At 43.7% G+C, this 18,131-nt stretch carries 18 protein-coding genes; 10 read left to right on the forward strand and 8 right to left on the reverse strand.

Annotated features, from left to right (window positions below):
• The first annotated feature begins 132 nt into the window (after nt 1–132).
• Complete coding sequence (locus tag EO131_RS08730) at nt 133–825, forward strand: LytR/AlgR family response regulator transcription factor (RefSeq protein ID WP_127020906.1); 693 nt, start codon at nt 133–135, stop codon at nt 823–825.
• Here the strand turns inward: EO131_RS08730 and priA are convergent, their stop codons facing one another.
• From priA to nadC, 4 genes are read right to left on the reverse strand one after another with little or no spacing between them, the layout of a single operon-like run.
• Nucleotides 826–3,282, reverse strand: a complete 2,457-nt coding sequence (gene priA, locus EO131_RS08735; protein ID WP_127020908.1) for a replication restart helicase PriA — start codon at nt 3,280–3,282, stop codon at nt 826–828. It lies immediately after the preceding gene.
• Between the two features lie 3 nt (nt 3,283–3,285).
• Nucleotides 3,286–3,735, reverse strand: a complete 450-nt coding sequence (locus EO131_RS08740; RefSeq protein ID WP_127020910.1) for a DUF2147 domain-containing protein — start codon at nt 3,733–3,735, stop codon at nt 3,286–3,288.
• Complete coding sequence (locus tag EO131_RS08745; protein WP_127020912.1) at nt 3,710–4,690, reverse strand: YihY/virulence factor BrkB family protein; 981 nt, start codon at nt 4,688–4,690, stop codon at nt 3,710–3,712. Before EO131_RS08745 ends, EO131_RS08740 begins: the two co-directional genes overlap by 26 nt.
• The gene (gene nadC / locus EO131_RS08750) at nt 4,691–5,548 is read right to left on the reverse strand and encodes a carboxylating nicotinate-nucleotide diphosphorylase (RefSeq protein WP_127020914.1); all 858 of its coding nucleotides are present in this window, start codon (nt 5,546–5,548) and stop codon (nt 4,691–4,693) included. It lies immediately after the preceding gene.
• Between the two features lie 94 nt (nt 5,549–5,642).
• On the opposite strand from nadC, the gene rlmH reads away from it, so the two are divergent.
• Entirely contained in the window at nt 5,643–6,116 is a 474-nt protein-coding gene (gene rlmH, locus EO131_RS08755) for a 23S rRNA (pseudouridine(1915)-N(3))-methyltransferase RlmH (protein WP_127020916.1), read from the forward strand.
• A gap of 84 nt (nt 6,117–6,200) precedes the next feature.
• On the opposite strand, the gene serA is transcribed toward rlmH, so the two are convergent.
• Complete coding sequence (gene serA, locus EO131_RS08760; RefSeq protein WP_127020918.1) at nt 6,201–8,093, reverse strand: phosphoglycerate dehydrogenase; 1,893 nt, start codon at nt 8,091–8,093, stop codon at nt 6,201–6,203.
• Between the two features lie 157 nt (nt 8,094–8,250).
• A complete protein-coding gene (locus EO131_RS08765; protein ID WP_127020920.1) occupies nt 8,251–8,703 on the reverse strand; it encodes a methyltransferase family protein in 453 nt (150 codons plus the stop codon).
• A 59-nt stretch (nt 8,704–8,762) separates the two neighbouring features.
• On the opposite strand from EO131_RS08765, the gene EO131_RS08770 reads away from it, so the two are divergent.
• The 4 genes from EO131_RS08770 to EO131_RS08785 all read left to right on the forward strand — a co-directional run bounded on the left by EO131_RS08770 (nt 8,763) and on the right by EO131_RS08785 (nt 13,891).
• Complete coding sequence (locus EO131_RS08770) at nt 8,763–9,344, forward strand: non-canonical purine NTP diphosphatase (protein WP_127020922.1); 582 nt, start codon at nt 8,763–8,765, stop codon at nt 9,342–9,344.
• Between the two features lie 140 nt (nt 9,345–9,484).
• Nucleotides 9,485–11,248, forward strand: coding sequence for a DEAD/DEAH box helicase (locus EO131_RS08775; RefSeq protein ID WP_127020924.1), 1,764 nt, complete (start codon nt 9,485–9,487; stop codon nt 11,246–11,248).
• Nucleotides 11,249–11,323: 75 nt separating this feature from the next.
• Nucleotides 11,324–12,106, forward strand: coding sequence for a carboxypeptidase-like regulatory domain-containing protein (locus EO131_RS08780; protein ID WP_127020926.1), 783 nt, complete (start codon nt 11,324–11,326; stop codon nt 12,104–12,106).
• Between the two features lie 99 nt (nt 12,107–12,205).
• Complete coding sequence (locus EO131_RS08785) at nt 12,206–13,891, forward strand: alpha-amylase family glycosyl hydrolase (protein WP_127020928.1); 1,686 nt, start codon at nt 12,206–12,208, stop codon at nt 13,889–13,891.
• A gap of 1 nt (nt 13,892) precedes the next feature.
• On the opposite strand, the gene EO131_RS08790 is transcribed toward EO131_RS08785, so the two are convergent.
• Both EO131_RS08790 and EO131_RS08795 read right to left on the reverse strand, forming a co-directional pair.
• Nucleotides 13,893–14,417 carry an SRPBCC family protein gene (locus tag EO131_RS08790; RefSeq protein WP_127020930.1) on the reverse strand — a complete coding sequence of 175 codons (525 nt, stop codon included), beginning with the start codon at nt 14,415–14,417 and terminating at the stop codon, nt 13,893–13,895.
• Between the two features lie 42 nt (nt 14,418–14,459).
• Entirely contained in the window at nt 14,460–15,113 is a 654-nt protein-coding gene (locus EO131_RS08795; RefSeq protein WP_127020933.1) for a TrmH family RNA methyltransferase, read from the reverse strand.
• A 128-nt stretch (nt 15,114–15,241) separates the two neighbouring features.
• Between EO131_RS08795 and EO131_RS08800 the strand changes: the two genes are divergently transcribed.
• The 4 genes from EO131_RS08800 (at nt 15,242) to EO131_RS08815 (ending at nt 18,124) form a co-directional block, all read left to right on the forward strand.
• Nucleotides 15,242–15,883 carry a hypothetical protein gene (locus tag EO131_RS08800; RefSeq protein ID WP_127020935.1) on the forward strand — a complete coding sequence of 214 codons (642 nt, stop codon included), beginning with the start codon at nt 15,242–15,244 and terminating at the stop codon, nt 15,881–15,883.
• A 144-nt stretch (nt 15,884–16,027) separates the two neighbouring features.
• Nucleotides 16,028–16,231 (forward strand): hypothetical protein, encoded by a 204-nt coding sequence (locus EO131_RS08805; RefSeq protein ID WP_127020937.1) that lies wholly within the window; start codon nt 16,028–16,030, stop codon nt 16,229–16,231.
• A gap of 171 nt (nt 16,232–16,402) precedes the next feature.
• The gene (locus EO131_RS08810) at nt 16,403–16,789 is read left to right on the forward strand and encodes a hypothetical protein (protein ID WP_127020939.1); all 387 of its coding nucleotides are present in this window, start codon (nt 16,403–16,405) and stop codon (nt 16,787–16,789) included.
• A gap of 117 nt (nt 16,790–16,906) precedes the next feature.
• A complete protein-coding gene (locus EO131_RS08815; RefSeq protein ID WP_127020941.1) occupies nt 16,907–18,124 on the forward strand; it encodes a serine hydrolase domain-containing protein in 1,218 nt (405 codons plus the stop codon).
• The last annotated feature ends 7 nt before the right edge of the window (nt 18,125–18,131 follow it).

Consider the following 18,131-nt stretch of genomic DNA (forward strand, 5'->3'; position numbering starts at 1 on the left):
CCCTTTAACCCCAAATAACACATATGGCAAAATACACAACAAAATAGACCATGTTTACATCTTTTGTTGCTCCTAAACGTCTTTTTTATGTAATTTGCCGATGATTTAAAACCCTACAAATCACCCCATTCTATGAAATTAAAGAGTATAATTGTAGACGATTCCTCAATGCAGCGTATGGCCGTTGCGAAATTGGTCAACAATCATCCACACTTGGCTTTGGTAGCGGAGTACAGTAATGCCATCGAAGCCAAAAATGGCCTGAAAAACCACGAAATCGACCTTATCTTTTTAGATGTTGAGATGCCTATTATCAGTGGTTTTGACCTTTTAGAGGCCCTTGAGAACCCACCACAGGTTATCCTGATCACCGGAAAGCCTGATTATGCACTAAAAGCATTTGACTACGACGTAACCGATTACTTGCACAAACCCATTACCCTTGCACGTTTTGAGGCTTCCGTAAAAAGAGCCGTTGCCAAGTACGAGCAGTTGAACAGGGTCGATGAGGACGAAGAGCACATCTTCGTAAAGAGCAACCTGAAAAAACGTAAAGTCATCCTTAACGACATTAAATGGATCGAGGCATTGGGCGATTACATCAAATTGGTGACCGATGAAGCCAATATTGTAATCCTTTCCACCATGAAATCTTTCGAAAAGCAATTGCCGGCCGATAAATTTCTACGTATCCATAAATCTTATATTGTGAATCTGGAGAAGATAGAGAAATTCAACAGCAAGAATGTTGAAGTAGGGGGCAGACAGATTCCTTTAAGTAGAAACAAAAAGACTGAATTGGCAGAGGCACTGGCCAATGTATAATCAGATGTGGTCCACATTGTAGACCAGTCGTATACTTTTATACTTGGAAATAGCATTAAAGGATTTTTCAATTCTTTTAATGCTATTTTTTGTTTGGGCCAAGGAGTCACTTTTCGGGATCTTGACAAGGATGTTTTTAAGGTAATCCCGCCTAATGCGGGAAACCGGGGGATACTCAGGGCCTAAAATTTGGGTGCCAAGCACATTGCGCAAACTACTGGCCATCCAGTCCGAAGCCTCGTTCAATTTATTAAAATCCCTATCCTTTAACGTTACCTTTATGATGCGTACCACTGGCGGGTATTTGAACTGCTCCCGCTCGTAATATTGTTCTTTGAACATTTTATCATAATCGTGGGTGGTGACCTGTTGCAATATCTGATGATAGGGATTGTACGTTTGGATCAATACTTTCCCCCTTTTTTGGGTACGCCCTGCCCTACCCGCCACTTGGGTAAGCATTTGGAAGCTGCGCTCGTGTGCACGGTAATCTGGAAAGTTCAACATGCTATCGGCATTCATGATGCCCACCAAACTCACATTTCTAAAATCGAGCCCCTTGGTCACCATTTGGGTCCCCACCAAAATATCCATTTCCTGGTTTTCAAAAGCGGAAATGATCTTTTCATAGGCATATTTGCCCCTGGTAGTATCCAAATCCATTCGCCCTACCTTGGTTTCCGGAAAAAGTTGCCCCAGTTCCTCCTGAATCTGCTCTGTTCCAAAACCTTTTTTATCCAAAGTGGGACTGCCACAGGCCAAACAGGCTTGTTGCAACGCCATATGGTACCCACAATAATGGCATCGCAATTGGTTTCGATGTTGGTGATAGGTCAAACTCACATCGCAATTGGGGCATTGGGCCACATGACCACAGGTGGTGCATTCCACGACCGGGGCAAAACCCCTTCTGTTCTGAAAAAGGATGACCTGCTCCCCTTCCCCCAAAGCTTCTTCAATGGCATGTAACAGGGTTTCGGAAAAATGTCCCTTCATTCTGCGTTTACGAGTGGCCTCCTTAATGTCAACCAGATTGATTTCCGGCATCAAAACCTCACCAAAGCGATATTTTATGGAAGCGTAACCATATTTGCCCGTTTTGGCATTGTAGGCACTCTCCACACTGGGCGTAGCAGAACCCAAAACAATAGGTGAACCATGGAACGAGGCAAGTACGATGGCGGCATCGCGGGCATGGTATCGCGGTGCAGGGTCAAATTGCTTGAAGGAGCTCTCATGTTCTTCGTCCACCACCACTAGGCCCAATTTCGAAAATGGTAAAAACAGGGAGGATCGGGCACCAATGACTATCTGGGCCTTCTCGGCATTGTGCAATACATTGTTCCAGACCTCCACGCGTTCGTGAATACTGTATTTGGAATGGTAAACGGATACTTTCTGCCCGAAATAATGCCGCAACCGATTGATCAATTGGGAGGTCAATGCAATTTCCGGTAACAGGTAGAGTGCTTGTTTGCCTTCATCAATACATTGCTGGATCAATTTGACATACACTTCGGTTTTTCCCGAGGAGGTAACTCCATGCAACAACACGGGCTTCTTCTCCAAGAACCCAACCGTTATATCTTCCAATGCCTTGGCCTGATGTTCGTTTAGCACAATATTTTTGGAAGTTTCGGAAGCTTCACCATGCTTTACCCTATCCTCTCTGATGCTGTATTCGCTCAGAATGTCTTTGTCGATCAATGCCTTGATAATGGCTCGGGAGCCTCCACTTTCCTTTTCGAGGTCCGATATCGGAATAGGTTTGTTGCTTTTTGATTTGAGCTGAAACAAGGATAGAACCACCTGACTTTGCTTGGGTGCTCTTGAAAGTTCGTTCAATAATGCTTCCAACTCGCCTTCATCATCATATTTATCCGAAAGCTTTACGTAGCGAACCATTTTTGGTTTGTACTGTTCGTAAATCTCCTCTTTTTGAAGCACAACCCCCTTTTGGACCAAACGATTGACCAATGACAACACATTTTTTTTGTCCACGATGTTGCTGATTTCTTCAATTTTAAGGGCAGTTTGGTACTGTAGGGCCTCGTAGACCAAAAATTCATCATCGGCAAGCTCCATTTCGTCCACATCGGCTTGCTTGTTTGGTAAAACCAATGTCTCACTCTCCAACAGGAAGGCACTGGGCAAGGCACTTCGAATCACCTCGCCCAACGTGCACATATAGTAATTGGCAATCCACTCCCAATGTTTCATCTGGAATGGATTTACCAGCGGTTTTTCATCCAATATCTGGTAGATTTCCTTGGGCTCGTACGCAGTGGGTGCTTCAGCATGCACGCGATAGGCCAATGCCGTATATATTTTGGATTTTCCGAAAGGCACGGCCACCCGCATACCAGGTTCAATAAAGTCAGCTTCTTGCCGTGAAATCCTATAGGTGAAGAGCTTCTCCAAAGGAATGGGCAGGACTACTTCCAAAAAATGCTCCATATGTTAATCCTCGATTACCCTATGCCAAGTTTGGGTCCTGTGCAAAAAGGCCAGATAGCCCCTTACCTTTAAACGGTTACCATCTTCCTCATCCAACCAGACCTTGCCCCTAAAGGTCATTCCCTGTTCAGGATCGAACAAGCGATCACCTTTGTATTCCCCTTTGCCGTTGTGCTCAAAATCGTCCATGATTTTCATGCCTTCGATAGGTTTGTCCTTAAGTTCCCCATCACACTTGGTGCATTTGGAGTTTTCTTTACCTTCTTCGAGTATTTTCACAACCTTGGCCTGCAAGAGTCCATTTTCCTTATAAATTTCGATAATGGCCTTGGTAATGCCATTACGGTCGTCCACCGTTTTCCACTTACCAAATACGGTTTGGGACCATGTTAACTGAAAACACAGAAAACACATCAGGAAAATCCATTTACTCGCCATTTTGCTGTCTGTCATGTCTTCTTTTTAACGAATTAAGTGTGGCATTTAGTTCAAAACCCAACAATAATATATTGGAATTTAACCAAATAAACACCATCAAAATCAATAATCCTCCCAAAGCGCCGTATAGTTCGTTGTACCGAGCGAATTTTTCAACATAGATCCCAAATAGGTAGGATGTTAAAAAGAACAACAGGGTGGTCATTAGGGCACCAGCGGAAAAGAACCGTGCCTTTCTGCCCTCCGCAGTGCCAAAATAATAGAGAATGGCAGTGGTCAGGTAGGACAAACACAGAAAGAACAAGATCTTTGCCACCTGAATTCCTACTGAGTCTCCCTTCTCCACATCGTACCCAAGGGTCTTGCCCAAATATTCGCTGGTATATTCCACAATGTAAAATTCAAAATATACGAAAGCCACGGCCCCAATGATCAACAATATGGATAGAATAAGCCCCACCATCAATGCATAGGCGTATTGCCGAAAAAAATTGCGGGTGAGTTCCACATGATAGGAATTCTCAAAACCACCAAAAATGGCATTCACCCCATTGGCCACCAAAAAAATGGACAAAATAAAGGCGGAGGACAGCAACCCACCTTGCTTTTGGTCCTTGATCTGTTGATAGACGTCGCCAAAATAATCACTGGTCGCTGCGGGAAGGAACGATTCGAGAAAATCCAGGAATTGTGCATCAAAATTTTCGTTGCCCACACTCACATACGGTATCAAAAACGGGATGAGCGTTACCATAAAAATCAGCAATGGAAACAACGCCATGAACAAACTGAAGGCAATGGAACTGGCCCGTGTGGAAACGGCACCACGAACGATACCCAACAGGTACATTTCGATCAGATCGTAAAATGAGAGCCCTTCCAATGCCCCTAACTTGATTTTTTTCAATAGTCGAGCCGCCCAATTGATCACGGGTATCTTCTCCAACCGCTCTTCTATTGCCTTGGACATTTATACTGCTTTTAAACTTAGGTCCATATTATACACCGAATGGGTCAATGCACCGGAAGAAATATAATCCACGCCACACTCTGCATACTGACGGATGGTTTCCTCGTTGATGCCCCCGGAAGACTCTGTTTGGCTTTTTTCACCTATTCTTTTCACCGCTTCCCGGGTTTCATCGTAATCAAAATTATCCAACAGGATGCGATACACCCCTTCGGATTGCAAAATTTCATCCACTTCGTCCAAATTTCGGGCCTCCACGATTATTTTCAAGTCCTTTCCCTTTTCCTTGAGGTAGTCTTTTGTCTTTTGAATGGCCTTGGTGATGCCCCCAGCAAAATCGATATGGTTATCCTTGAGCATGATCATGTCATACAGGGCGAAACGATGATTTTCCCCACCGCCGATCTTAACGGCCCATTTTTCGAGGGCGCGGATACCCGGTGTGGTCTTTCTGGTATCCAAAATCTTGGTGTCGGTACCATCAAGTAGGGAAACAAAGTCTTGTGTTTTAGTAGCAATGGCACTCATCCGTTGCATGGCATTGAGCACCAAACGTTCTGCTTTCAAAATACTTTGTGAGCTGCCTTCCACATAAAATACCACATCGCCATACTTTACAGGACTCCCATCTTGGATCATGACCTCAGTTTTCAATTCGGGATCCACATATTGAAAAACCATTTGGGCGAACGCAACGCCGGCAATGATACCTTCATCCTTCACCAAAAGCTTTGCTTTACCTTTGGCATTGACAGGAATACAGGCCAAGGAACTGTGATCGCCGTCACCCACATCTTCGCGGATGGCGTTGGCAATAATCAATTGGAGTTCGTTTTGAAATTGTGCTTCGGATATCATCCCTCTGGGGTTTTAACGAAAATAGTAAAAACATTTCTCCCCGACCATGCCGATATAGTGCTCATTTTTTACTTTGAATCAATTATTTTTGGGCATGCAGATAACTTTGATCGCCGTTGGCAAAACGGACAAGACTGAACTTGAAGACCTTATAGCCATTTATGAAAAAAGGCTGGGGCATTATGTGAAATTTGATTTCCGAATTATCCCCGATATCAAAAACAGTAAAAATCTCTCGGAGGCGCAACAAAAGGAAAAAGAGGGTGAACTTATCCTAGGGCAATTACAACCTACGGACACCCTTATTTTGTTGGATGAGAATGGAAAACAGTACACTTCCGTGGATTTTGCCCAATTCCTTCAAAAGAAAATGAACAGTGGCATCAAAAACCTTGTTTTTGTGATTGGCGGGCCTTATGGTTTCAGTGATTCGGTTTACGCAAAAAGTACTGGAAAAATAAGCCTTTCCAAAATGACGTTCTCCCACCAAATGGTACGACTTTTCGTTGTGGAGCAATTGTATCGTGGGTTCACCATATTACGAAACGAACCCTACCATCACCAGTGATTTTCTAGATTTAAGAATCAAGAATCAAGAGACAAGAGACAAGTCTTTGCTCTTGCATCATAAAGCGAAGTGATCTTGACTCGACTAATAAAGTACCCTGAACTTGATGGTATTCTCCACGTTTTTCAAAGCTTTGATCACCTCCTTGTTGTACTCTTTGTCCAAATCCGTGATCACATAGCCCACTTCACTATCGGTGGACAAATATTGTCCGGAAATGTTCAACCCGTACTTGGCACATACCTCGTTGATCTTGGCCATGATGCCTGGCACATTTTTATGGATGTGCAAAAAGCGGTGTGCATTGTTCTGCTTGGGCAAACGGATATTCGGGAAGTTTACGGCGTCCACGGTATTGCCCGAGTTGATATAATCCATGATCTTATTGGGCACAAAGTCCGCGATGTCCCGTTGTGCCTCTTCGGTGCTACCACCAATATGGGGGGTCAGAATCACATTGTTGAGGCCTTGGAGCGGGGTTTCAAACTCGCCGTTGCTTCGTGGTTCCACAGGGAAAACATCTACCGCGGCCCCACCCAATTTGCCACTCTTCAGAGCGTTGGCCAAGGCATCGATGTCGACTACAAATCCCCTGGAAAGGTTGATCAATAGGGCGCCATCCCGCATTTGGTTGATTTCACGTTCCCCGATAAAGTTTTTGTTGGCCTTGTTGTCATCCACATGCAGCGTAACCACATCGGAAACGGAAAGCAGGTCTTCCAAGGTGTTGCACTTAACGGCATTACCTAGGGCCAATTGATCCGCCACATCGTAATAATAGACCCGCATTCCGATGGCTTCCGCCAAAACGGACATTTGCTTGCCAATATTACCGTAGCCCACAATGCCCAGATTCTTGCCACGCACCTCCCTGGAATTGGTGGCTGTTTTGTTCCATTCGCCATTGTGGATTTCGGAACTACGTGGAAAAATGCTGCGCATGAGCATAATGATCTCCCCTACTGCCAATTCAACAACCGAACGCGTATTGCTATAGGGTGCGTTGAACACAACAACACCTTTCTTTTTACTGTATTCCAAATCTATTTGGGTGGTTCCAATGCAAAAAGCGCCGATCACCATCAATTTGTTGGCAGCATCCAACACTTTTTGAGTCACCTGGGTCTTGGAACGGATACCCAATACGTGTACGCCCTTTATTTTTTCGATAAGTTCGTCCTCTGTAAGACTGTGCTTCACCAATTCCACGGAAAACCCTTCCTCGGAAAGGTTTTCAAAAGCTGCGGGGTGCACATTCTCCAACAAAAGGATCTTGATTCTATTTTTTGGGTAGGACAGGTTTCTTGGCAAATCGTTCACAAATAAAAATTCATCTAGGTTAGGTGCCACATGGTCTGCATTGCTTGCAGCTTTCTCACGGTGCACATTTTCAGTATAGGCAAAAAACTTATGGGCGATACCGGCCTCGCGCATTACATAGTCGCTGTACCCATCGCCGATTACCTGGACCTCGCCTTCCAGGTCCAGACGTTTTAAACATTCTATTTTCCCATTATGGGCCGAAAGCACATTGGTCTCGTCAAAACCGATGATATTGCCTTCATCATCAAATTTAAAGGTGTTGGCATAAACCCGCTCCGATGGAATATTGTATTCTTCCACAATAGGGTCGATAAACTCTTTGAAGCCACAGGAAATCACATAAATATCCTCAGCGTACTCTTTAAAAAAAGCTTTGTTGGATGCAATGGACTTGGAAATCTTTTGTCGAAGCTCTATCACCAATTCGTGCAGATCTTCCTTATTGGCATTTAAAAGCCGTAGTCTACGTTCCAAAGATTCGGTAAACGAAATTTCCCCATCGATGCCCAAATTGGTGATGTGCTGTATTTCCTTGACGATCTCTTCCCGTTTTGGGTTGCCCTGCAAGGTCATTTCGGCCAACACATCAAGTGCCTCTACCCGGGTTAGGGTACTATCAAAATCAAAAACATATTTGCGTCCAGCTTCCACCATGATCCGCTTCAAAAAATTAAGCAGTAAAATTAATCATTATATCCATCCCATAAATCGGGACCCGCCAAAAACCTTACAGAATTGCGGATAAATCAAAAATCGCTTTCAAATTGTTTCAAATCCTACTGAAAATCACCCTTTCAATAATCCAGGACCATTAAAACCAACGCCGTGTCAGTTTGCAATAGTAGCGGTATTCTTTCCCGAATTTCTTTTCCAGGGCAGCTTCCTCATGTTTGATCTGAAAGTGGTTCATATAGGAAACAAAACCAGCCGCCAGCAAGCTGTTGAAGGCATTTCCCAACTTGAGGCCAAAGGCCAACAAAAAGAGTAGCATCCCCAAATACATGGGATTCCGGGTGAAGTTGTAGATACCGTTGGTCACGAGACCCGTGGTCTTTTCCAGATCCAAAGGATGGGTGGTTGTTTTGTTGACCAAAAATTGGATAACGGATATCAAAATAACCAAAGCTCCCAATCCGGCCAAGACCAGATACAACGGCTTTCTTCCGAAAAAATCAAATTCACCAAAGGGCAAATAGCGGTCCAGGAGGTACATCAAGGCCCCAAATAGCAACATGACCAAAGCAGGTGGGATCCGTAGTTTCATACAATTGGGTTGATTGACGAAATTACTACTTTTGAAACTCAAATGAACCATACACCATTTTGAAACTTGTTTTTGCTACCCACAACGAACACAAATTAAAGGAAGTGCAACAATTGTTGCCCGATCACATATCCCTGCTATCCCTGAACGACCTCAACTGTTTTGAGGAAATCCCGGAAACGGGCCAAACCTTGGCCGAAAATGCCAAGATCAAAGCCGATTTTGTGACCCGAACCTATGGTTTGGACTGTTTTTCGGATGATACCGGACTCTTAGTGGATACCTTGGATGGCCAACCGGGCGTATATTCGGCCCGCTATGCCGGGGAGCAGAAAAATGCCGACGACAACATGGCAAAACTCCTTACTGAACTACAGCATGAACCCAACCGAAGTGCCCGGTTCAAAACAGTAATTCATCTCAATTTAAATGGGGAATCCCACACCTTTGAAGGTACAGTGGAAGGTATGATCACCGAGAAAAAACACGGGGAAAATGGTTTTGGGTACGATCCCATTTTTCAACCTGAAGGATTTGACAAAACGTTTGGCGAGCTGTCTGCAGAAATCAAAAATACGATAAGTCACCGAGCACGGGCCATTGCAAAGTTGGCGGCTTTTTTAAAAAAAGTGGCCCCATAACTTCCACTGAATAAATTTAATGTACCTTTGCCGCTTTATTAACGCCGCCGGTATGGGCAAGGTGTTGCGATGGGCCTAGAGGTATTACGGAAATCGCTCGATGCAACACAACATATTTGCGATTAACGTATTTACCTATTATGACAAAATTTGAAGCCTTGGGGTTGGCTCAACCCCTATTGGACGCCATTTCCGATCTTGGATTTGAAACGCCATCAGAAGTACAAGAAAAATCAATCCCTGTTTTATTGGAAAAGGACACCGACCTGGTGGCCTTGGCACAAACTGGAACCGGAAAAACCGCAGCATTTGGTTTTCCGATGATTCAAAAAATAAATGCGGACAGTAGAACCACACAAGGGTTGATCCTGTCCCCTACCCGTGAACTGTGTTTGCAGATCACCAACGAACTGAAACTCTATTCCAAATACGTTAAGGGATTGAATGTGGTCGCCATTTACGGTGGCGCGAGCATTACCGAACAGGCCAAACAAATTAAACGTGGTGCCCAGATTGTGGTAGCCACCCCTGGCCGTATGAAGGATATGATCGGAAGGAACATGGTCGATATATCCAAAATTGACTATTGCGTGTTGGACGAAGCCGATGAAATGTTGAACATGGGCTTTTATGAGGACATCAAGGATATCCTTTCCAACACGCCCGAAGAAAAACTGACATGGTTGTTTTCGGCCACCATGCCGAAAGAAGTGGCTTCCATTGCCAAAAAATTCATGCACCAACCTGTGGAAATTACGGTTGGGACCAAAAATGCAGGTGCTGCGACTGTGCAGCACGAATTTTACATGGTTGGTGGCAGAGACCGTTATGCTGCCCTTAAACGACTGGCAGATGCCAATCCAGGTATCTTTTCAGTAGTTTTCTGCCGTACCAAACGCGATACCCAACGAGTAGCTGAAAAGTTGATCGAGGATGGCTACAATGCAGGTGCCCTGCATGGCGACCTGAGCCAAAACCAAAGGGATTTGGTCATGAACGCTTTTAGAAAAAAACAGGTGCAGATGTTGGTGGCCACCGATGTGGCAGCCCGTGGTATCGATGTTGACGATATTACCCACGTTATCAACTACCAATTGCCTGACGAGATCGAAACCTATACCCACCGTAGTGGGCGTACCGGTCGTGCCGGGAAATCCGGGATATCGATGGTGATCATAACCCGAAGCGAACTTCGCAAGATCAAATCCATCGAAAGCAAGATCAAGCAGGAGTTTATTCAAAAACAACTGCCTTCCGGTATCGAAATCTGTGAGATCCAATTGTATCACTTGGCCAACAAGATCAAGGAAACGAAGGTGAACAAGGACATCGATGCCTATTTACCAGCCATTTATGATGTGTTGGAAGGCATTGACCGCGAGGAACTGATCAAAAAAATGGTTTCCGTGGAGTTTAGCCAATTCTTCAATTATTACAGTAAGACCAAGGACCTCAACTCCTCAGAATCCGGAAAGGAACGTGGCGGTCGGGATGATGCCGGTTATGGCGATATCCCAAATGAAGGTTCGGTGCGCTATTTCATCAATATCGGTGAACGTGATGGCTACGACTGGATGTCCCTGAAAGACTTTTTACGCGATACCTTGAACTTGGAAAAAGAGGATATCTTCAATGTAGATACCAAGGATAGTTTCTCCTTCTTCAACACTGAAGCCAATATTACCGAATTCATCCTGCAGACCTTCACCGACTTTAAGGTAGATGGGCGCTTTGTAAACGTAGAGGTTTCCAAAAGTCCCGGTGGTTCCAAGGGAGGCAAGAAACGAAGTGGCCGTAAAGGTGGTGGTGGCCGTCGCAAAGATGGTGGCAACAAATCCTTTAAAAGCGGCAAAAAAGGTGGATTTAACAAAAAGGGAGGTAAAAAGAGGTCTGGTTTTTATTAGTTAATTCTATATTAAAGGGCCCTTCCGTCCTATTTATTTTTCTTTGTTTAGTACTTTTATACCTACAAAGATTGCATGAGAAGACTTTTACTGACACTTTTTATCCTTACCCCCTTGCTTTGTTTGGCACAGAATGAAGATGTCGACGACCAAGAAGTAATGAATCTGACCGCTACGGTGATCAATGCACAAACCGATTTTCCGTTGGAAAGTGTGCACGTGATCAACCTGAACCAGGTTAAGGGGACCATAACCGACCAAAACGGAAAGTTCACTATACCAGCAGCGGTAAACGATACGCTTTACCTATCCTATTTGGGATTTAAGACCCAAAAAGTGCGGGTAACCAACGATATGTTTCGGTTTGGGGATACCAAAATCGCGTTGACCGAATTGGCCTATGCACTGGAAGAGGTGATTGTTCGACCCTACCAGCTTACAGGCTACTTGGAAATTGATGTGAAGAACCTGCCCATCAACAATTCACGCCAGTACAGTATTTCGGGGTTACCCACCAGTTACGAAGCGGGAAACAAAAACCCAAGTGCCGTGACCAAGGTGCTGGGTGCCATCCTTAACCCTGCCGATCTATTGCGGAACCTTTTTGGCAAGAAACCAAGACAGATGCGCAAGTTGCGCCAAATCAAGGAAGATGATAATATCAGGGACCTGCTCGCATCCAAATTCGACCGGGAAACCCTAATGGAACTGTTACAACTGGAAAAGGTGGATATTGAGGACATCTTAAACAACTGTAACTATTCAAAATCCTTCATCCAAACGGCGAACGATCTGCAGATTTTGGACGCCATCTCCAGTTGTTATGAAGAATACAAAGTATTGAACCGAAAACAATAACATTTTAGTTTTTAGTACGATTGGGAAAGGCCGCTGCCTGCTATAAATAAATTTTTGAATTCCATATTCATTTTATAGCTTTAGACAAAATCCCAATTCATGAAAAAACTACTTGTTATTCTTACCCTTTTACCCTTTTGTATAGGTTGTAACGAAGTGAAAAAGCAACATCAGGAAACGGTACAAGTAGTTGAGGAAGATACGCCTGATAAAAAAGTTCCCTTTCTTTGGGAAGGGGCCAACGTTTACTTTCTATTGACCGACCGGTTCAATAATGGCAACCCCGAAAACGATGTGAATTTTGGACGTAACGAGGAAACCGGTGTTCTTCGTGGTTTTGAAGGTGGCGACATCCAGGGGGTCATCAAAAAAATTGAAGAGGGTTATTTTACCGAGCTGGGCGTAAACGCCATTTGGCTGACACCTTTGGTGGAACAGATTCACGGTGCCACAGACGAAGGCACAGGTCTTACCTACGGTTACCATGGCTATTGGACCAAGGATTGGACCACTCTTGACCCCAATTTCGGCACCAAAAAAGATCTGGAAAAATTAGTTAAGACAGCCCACAAAAATGGTATCCGTATTATTTTGGATGTGGTGCTGAACCACACCGGCCCGGTTACAGAAAAAGACCCTGTTTGGCCGGATGATTGGGTGCGTACTGGACCTCCTTGCGAATTCACCACCTATGAGAACACCACGGAGTGTACCCTTGTAGCCAATTTGCCCGATATTCTCACCGAATCCGATGAACCTGTGGAGCTTCCTGACGCCCTTTTGGCCAAATGGAAGGATGAAGGTCGCTTGAGCAAGGAACTCGATGAACTCAACCTGTTCTTTGAACGCACCGGTTATCCCAGAGCCCCACGTTATTATATCATCAAATGGTTGACTGACTACATTAACGATTATGGTGTTGATGGTTTTCGGGTGGATACGGTGAAACACGTGAACGAAAATGCCTGGTCCGACCTTAGGAAAGAAGCCGACTACGCCTTCGAAATGTGGAAGAAGAAACACCAGGATAAAATTTTGGACGACAATCCGTTCTACATGGTCGGTGAAGTCTACAACTATGGCATTTCCGGTGGACGTGATTACGATTTTGGGGACAAAAAGGTAGATTTCTTCAGCTATGGCTTTAAAAGTTTGATCAACTTCGAATTGAAGTATGATGCCAACAATCCATACGAGGAAATTTTCAAAAAATACAGCAACCTGCTCAATACCAAATTGAAAGGTAAGAGCGTACTCAACTATTTATCGTCCCATGACGATGGCGGCCCTTTTGATAAGGAACGTAAACAACCGTTTAGGGCGGCTAACGTACTTTTATTGACCCCAGGAGCCTCACAAATCTATTATGGTGACGAAACGTCCCGCCCATTGGTAGTGGAAGGAGCCCAAGGCGATGCCAATTTGAGGTCATTCATGAACTGGCAAGATCTCGATAGCCTGCCGGATGTTCAAATTGTGCACAGACATTGGCAAAAATTGGGGCAGTTCCGTAGAAACCACCCTGCCATTGGGGCCGGTAAGCATAAAATTTTGGGCAAAACACCGTATGTATTCTCCAGGACCTATACGGACGGAGAATACAAGGACAAGGTCGTTGTTGGTCTGGACCTTCCAAAAGGCAAAAAATCCCTATGGGTAAAAGGATTCTTCGGGGACGGCACCAAATTATATGACACCTATTCCGAAACCGAAGTTATGGTGGCCAATGGAAAAGTGCTGCTCGACAACGATTACGAGGTGGCCTTGTTGGAGTTGGTGGAATAAATTAATCCTCCATTTTTTCTTTTAGGCTGGCCAATCCTTCCTCAAAATCCTTCCCGATCATTTTGTCCATGTTCATGAACAGCATCATGATGCTCATCGGAAATTTGTTATGGCCCGTAAAACCCCAAGTCACTTTTGTGGTATTGGCATCAATGGACTCAGTGACCAAATAGGCATCCGATATGGATTTCCAAGGTTTTAAAAAACGTAGTTCCGACTCAATGCGTTCCCCGTCAACAATTTTGGTGAGTTCCTGCTCCCCTTCCCCAACTTCTTTGTTGCCGTTCCAATAGCTAATGGCCCCGACTTCCCCGTCGGTACCGGTGAACTTTTGTTCCATATTGGGATCGCGTTTGGCCCATGGGCTCCACTCATCCTGCTTTTTCAGGTATTTGAGATAATCGAATACTTCAGCCTTGGTTCGGGAAATTTCAATGGATCGGGATACGTTGTAGGTCTTGGGGGCTAGGGCGGCCAAAATGGCGATGAGCAAAACAATGCCCAAAAGGATATACAGTACTAACATGACAGTAATTGATTGATTTACAGTTAAAAGTACAAAAAATCCTTACTCGGCCAAGTATCTTTTAATGATGCCCTTTACATGCTGAATGGACTTCTGGGTCCAGTCCATCCGCTTATCGAGAATTTCGGCCTCCGTGAGCTGCCAGTCCACTTCGGAAGCACGCACTTTGTGGGCCAAATCTTGAATAATGATCGCGGCCGCAACCGATACGTTCAGGCTTTCCGAAAAACCGACCATGGGAATTTTTAAAAATCCGTCTGCTTGATGCATTACAACATCACTCAACCCTTCCTTTTCGGTTCCAAAAAAGATGGCCGACTTTTGATCGGGATAAAACTCGGGCAATAAGGTGGAATCGTTGTGGGGTGTGGTGGCAATGATCTGATAGCCTTGCTGCTTTAAGTTGGTGATACAATCCTTCGTGTTGTGGTACCGGCGTACGTCCACCCATTTTTCGGCCCCCATGGCAATGTTTTTATCCAACCGCTTGGCAAAACGGTCTTCCACCACGTGTACTTCCTGTACCCCGAACACATCACAACTACGGATGATGGCGCTGGTGTTGTGCATTTGGTACACGTCCTCTATGGCAATGGTGATATGCTTGGTACGGTGCTGCAGCACCTCCAAAAACCGCTGTTTGCGTTCCTCGGTAAGGTACCCCTCCAAATAGGCCAAAAGATCGAGATCTACCATGGTGCACAAGATAGATATTTTTGGAAAACATGTGTTTTAGAAGATTTTGTGCCAAAATGGGGCATTTGGATGTATTTTGCATCCAAGAAAACAAATTCTTGACTTAACAACTCTTAAGGATTATAACTGTGAAAAAATTACTTCAAACATTGATTTTACCGGTAACGCTATTAACAGTAATAATCTTTTTAAGCATTATTATCACCATTTACTTTTTATATGTTGCGTTTACGCATTCTCCTGAATCCGCGATTTATGCTGCCGTCTCAGTTCCAATAACTATAGTTCTTGGATTATTGTATACCCTAGACAGGTTTTTGGTCAAAAAAATAGCCTACTACAAATTGAATATTGGCGAGCTAATAATTGGCCTATTGATTTTTCTATACTTCGCCTATCAGGATAGCTACATGACTATCAATTTCCACACAGATCAGGATTATATCCTGGTACTATTTGATTCCAAAGAAAATTCCATTTCAAGATTTGAAAAAAAGGGACTTTTCAGCAAGGAGCTAAACCTGTACCATAGCAATATTGAGCACTTGGACAGGTCATTGGGTTTAAGGAAAGATCTTCGGATAAACCCACCAATAGAATGGAAAGGTGTTGTTTACCAGGAAGGATACTTTACATCAAAAAAGGATTCCATTAAATATATCTATCTCTTTAAAGAAATTCGGGATACAAACCGTCCAAAATTAAATAGCATAAGAGCATCTGAGGTTTATATAGACAGTTTATTAAAAAGGGAAATAAAATCAAAATAGCTCACAAAAAAATATGGATCATTTGATGGATACTGCTAAAGATTAGTAGTAAAATCAAATGGTAAATCGTTTTATGTCCATTATATACCGCCCTATATTCCATCCATGTTGCATCGTTAAGTTTAGGAACATAACCCTTCCATCTTGGCCAAAATCCGGAAACGAACAAAAGAAGAAAAAAAGGATAGCAAATTTTATAGTGAAACGTTCAACTTACAACGACTTAAGAACATGTTCATCTTGCTATTCAATAGAATGAATGTGGTGATCACCAAAGGGGAAAGTTTGGAGTCGGAGTACCCGAGTTTGATCGCTGATCTGGAAAATGAAATCAATAATAAAGAATAGGAAAAGTACTCCGTTGGCCACGACAATTTGCTCGCACACTTAGCAGCCTGACGATGCAACTTCTCAACTCCCAAAATTCTCTCCCAACAAATAACATTTACTTAATTTTGGAATTGGAGGTCCGAAAACAATAATGATGTATCTTTTCAATGCTATGTAAATTAAATTGTTATGAAAAAGAAATTCCTTTTGCTCTTGGTGCCTTTCTTATTGGCCTTTCAATGTGATGAAGAAGAACTCTCCGGTTTTGAGACCAACTACCTTCTTCAAAATGACACTTCCAGCGACCTATTTTATTTGTCCGAAAACGACAATTTTATAGCCGTGGAAAGCCAATCCCGGTTTTCCTTTGGAAGTAGCCTCAATCCGGTCAGCAGTCCAATAACACCTGCGGACTCTGAGCTCTTCAGTGCCATTAAATTATATGTGTTGACTGGTACCGATTATGTTTTGGCCTATTCCCAAGACCCCGTCGATGACGCTGTCTGGCGCTTGACGGAACCGGATACGAACCGATTTGAATACCGGTTGACCATTACCGATTCGGATATCGAATAGACCAATGCTGCTTTTATTGGGTAAACGGTTCGTAACCCCTTCAATATAACTTGAGTTTCGTCACTCATTCGGCTTGGTCATCATATAGGGGCCAACTTAATTTCCTAAATTTCAGGGATGAAAAGAGTATTGATCGGAACCTTATCCACATTATTGATTGTTTTGGTGATCCTAGCTTGCCAAGACAAAAAAAATAATGGACCCAACACTGTTGATACTGTTTTGTCCGAGGGGATCTTTACGATAATCGAGGGAGATTCCGGAAAGCAACAATCCTTGGTTAAACATCCGGTTATTGAGCGAATGAAGCAATTAAAGGTACCCGGGGCGAGCGTTGCCGTGGTTGATGATTACGAAATCCAAGATTTGATTACGTTTGGAAAAGCGGACGATGTGGATTTGGTGGATTCCACGACCATTTTTCAAGCGGCTTCGGTCACTAAATTTTTGACCGCGGTTATGGTCCACAAATTTATATCGGAAGGCTTGTTGGATATTGATGCGGATATCAACATATACCTAAAATCATGGAAAATTCCTGAAAATGACTATACGGAACACAACCCCATAACGCTTAGGTTATTATTGTCGCACCAATCCGGGCTTCCCGGCACCAACTTTGATTTTGACAAAGACAAAGGTGTTCCAACTTTGATCCAAATACTGAACGGCGAATCCCCTGCAATCAATAAACCAGCCATACCAATAGCTAAACCTGGTCATAAATGGGCCTATTCCAACATCGGATACGTTGTCATCCAGCAACTTTTGGAAGATGTTACTGGTCAATCTTTTCAACAAATTGCCAATAAAGAAATTTTTAAACCGTTGGAAATGAATTCCAGCACATTGGATTATCCCTTACCCTCTAAATTTACAAACGGCGAAGCAACACCACATGATGAGTTCGGCAATGCTCAACCATCCCAATTGGAGTTACCGGCCAAGGCACAAGGAGGCCTATTGACCACTCCCAAAGATTTGGCAAAATTGTCCACAGAACTCATGAAAGCCTACAACGGGGAATCCCATTTTTTTTCAGAGGAAACCGCAAGGCGGTTGCTAGATCCAGAAACTGAACTTCCCTTTAAATTTTATGATCAGACAGCATATATGGGGCTCGGAGTATTGTTGATTGGTGAGGGTGAAAATCTTGCCTTTATCCACAATGGGTATAATTCCCCAGGCTCAGTTTGCATTGTTATCGGTTTTCCAGCAATGGGGAAAGGTGCCACAATTGCTGTGAACAGCGCAAATGGAGAACAACTTTATCTGGAAATTATCGCAACACTTGCCAATGAAATGGGATGGCCCAACGGTCAATTCTTCAAATGAAAATGGG

The sequence above is a fragment of the Flagellimonas beolgyonensis genome, assembly GCF_003992615.1.
GTDB classification, from domain to species: Bacteria; Bacteroidota; Bacteroidia; order Flavobacteriales; family Flavobacteriaceae; genus Flagellimonas; species Flagellimonas beolgyonensis.

Coding starts and splice junctions, on each gene's coding strand:
- EO131_RS08730 (WP_127020906.1), top strand. CDS start 133: ATGAAATTAAAGAGTATAATTGTAGACGATTCCTCAATGCAGCGTATG.
- priA (WP_127020908.1), bottom strand. CDS start 3,282: ATGGAGCATTTTTTGGAAGTAGTCCTGCCCATTCCTTTGGAGAAGCTC.
- EO131_RS08740 (WP_127020910.1), bottom strand. CDS start 3,735: ATGACAGACAGCAAAATGGCGAGTAAATGGATTTTCCTGATGTGTTTT.
- EO131_RS08745 (WP_127020912.1), bottom strand. CDS start 4,690: ATGTCCAAGGCAATAGAAGAGCGGTTGGAGAAGATACCCGTGATCAAT.
- nadC (WP_127020914.1), bottom strand. CDS start 5,548: ATGATATCCGAAGCACAATTTCAAAACGAACTCCAATTGATTATTGCC.
- rlmH (WP_127020916.1), top strand. CDS start 5,643: ATGCAGATAACTTTGATCGCCGTTGGCAAAACGGACAAGACTGAACTT.
- serA (WP_127020918.1), bottom strand. CDS start 8,093: ATGGTGGAAGCTGGACGCAAATATGTTTTTGATTTTGATAGTACCCTA.
- EO131_RS08765 (WP_127020920.1), bottom strand. CDS start 8,703: ATGAAACTACGGATCCCACCTGCTTTGGTCATGTTGCTATTTGGGGCC.
- EO131_RS08775 (WP_127020924.1), top strand. CDS start 9,485: ATGACAAAATTTGAAGCCTTGGGGTTGGCTCAACCCCTATTGGACGCC.
- EO131_RS08780 (WP_127020926.1), top strand. CDS start 11,324: ATGAGAAGACTTTTACTGACACTTTTTATCCTTACCCCCTTGCTTTGT.
- EO131_RS08785 (WP_127020928.1), top strand. CDS start 12,206: ATGAAAAAACTACTTGTTATTCTTACCCTTTTACCCTTTTGTATAGGT.
- EO131_RS08790 (WP_127020930.1), bottom strand. CDS start 14,417: ATGTTAGTACTGTATATCCTTTTGGGCATTGTTTTGCTCATCGCCATT.
- EO131_RS08795 (WP_127020933.1), bottom strand. CDS start 15,113: ATGGTAGATCTCGATCTTTTGGCCTATTTGGAGGGGTACCTTACCGAG.
- EO131_RS08810 (WP_127020939.1), top strand. CDS start 16,403: ATGAAAAAGAAATTCCTTTTGCTCTTGGTGCCTTTCTTATTGGCCTTT.
- EO131_RS08815 (WP_127020941.1), top strand. CDS start 16,907: ATGAAAAGAGTATTGATCGGAACCTTATCCACATTATTGATTGTTTTG.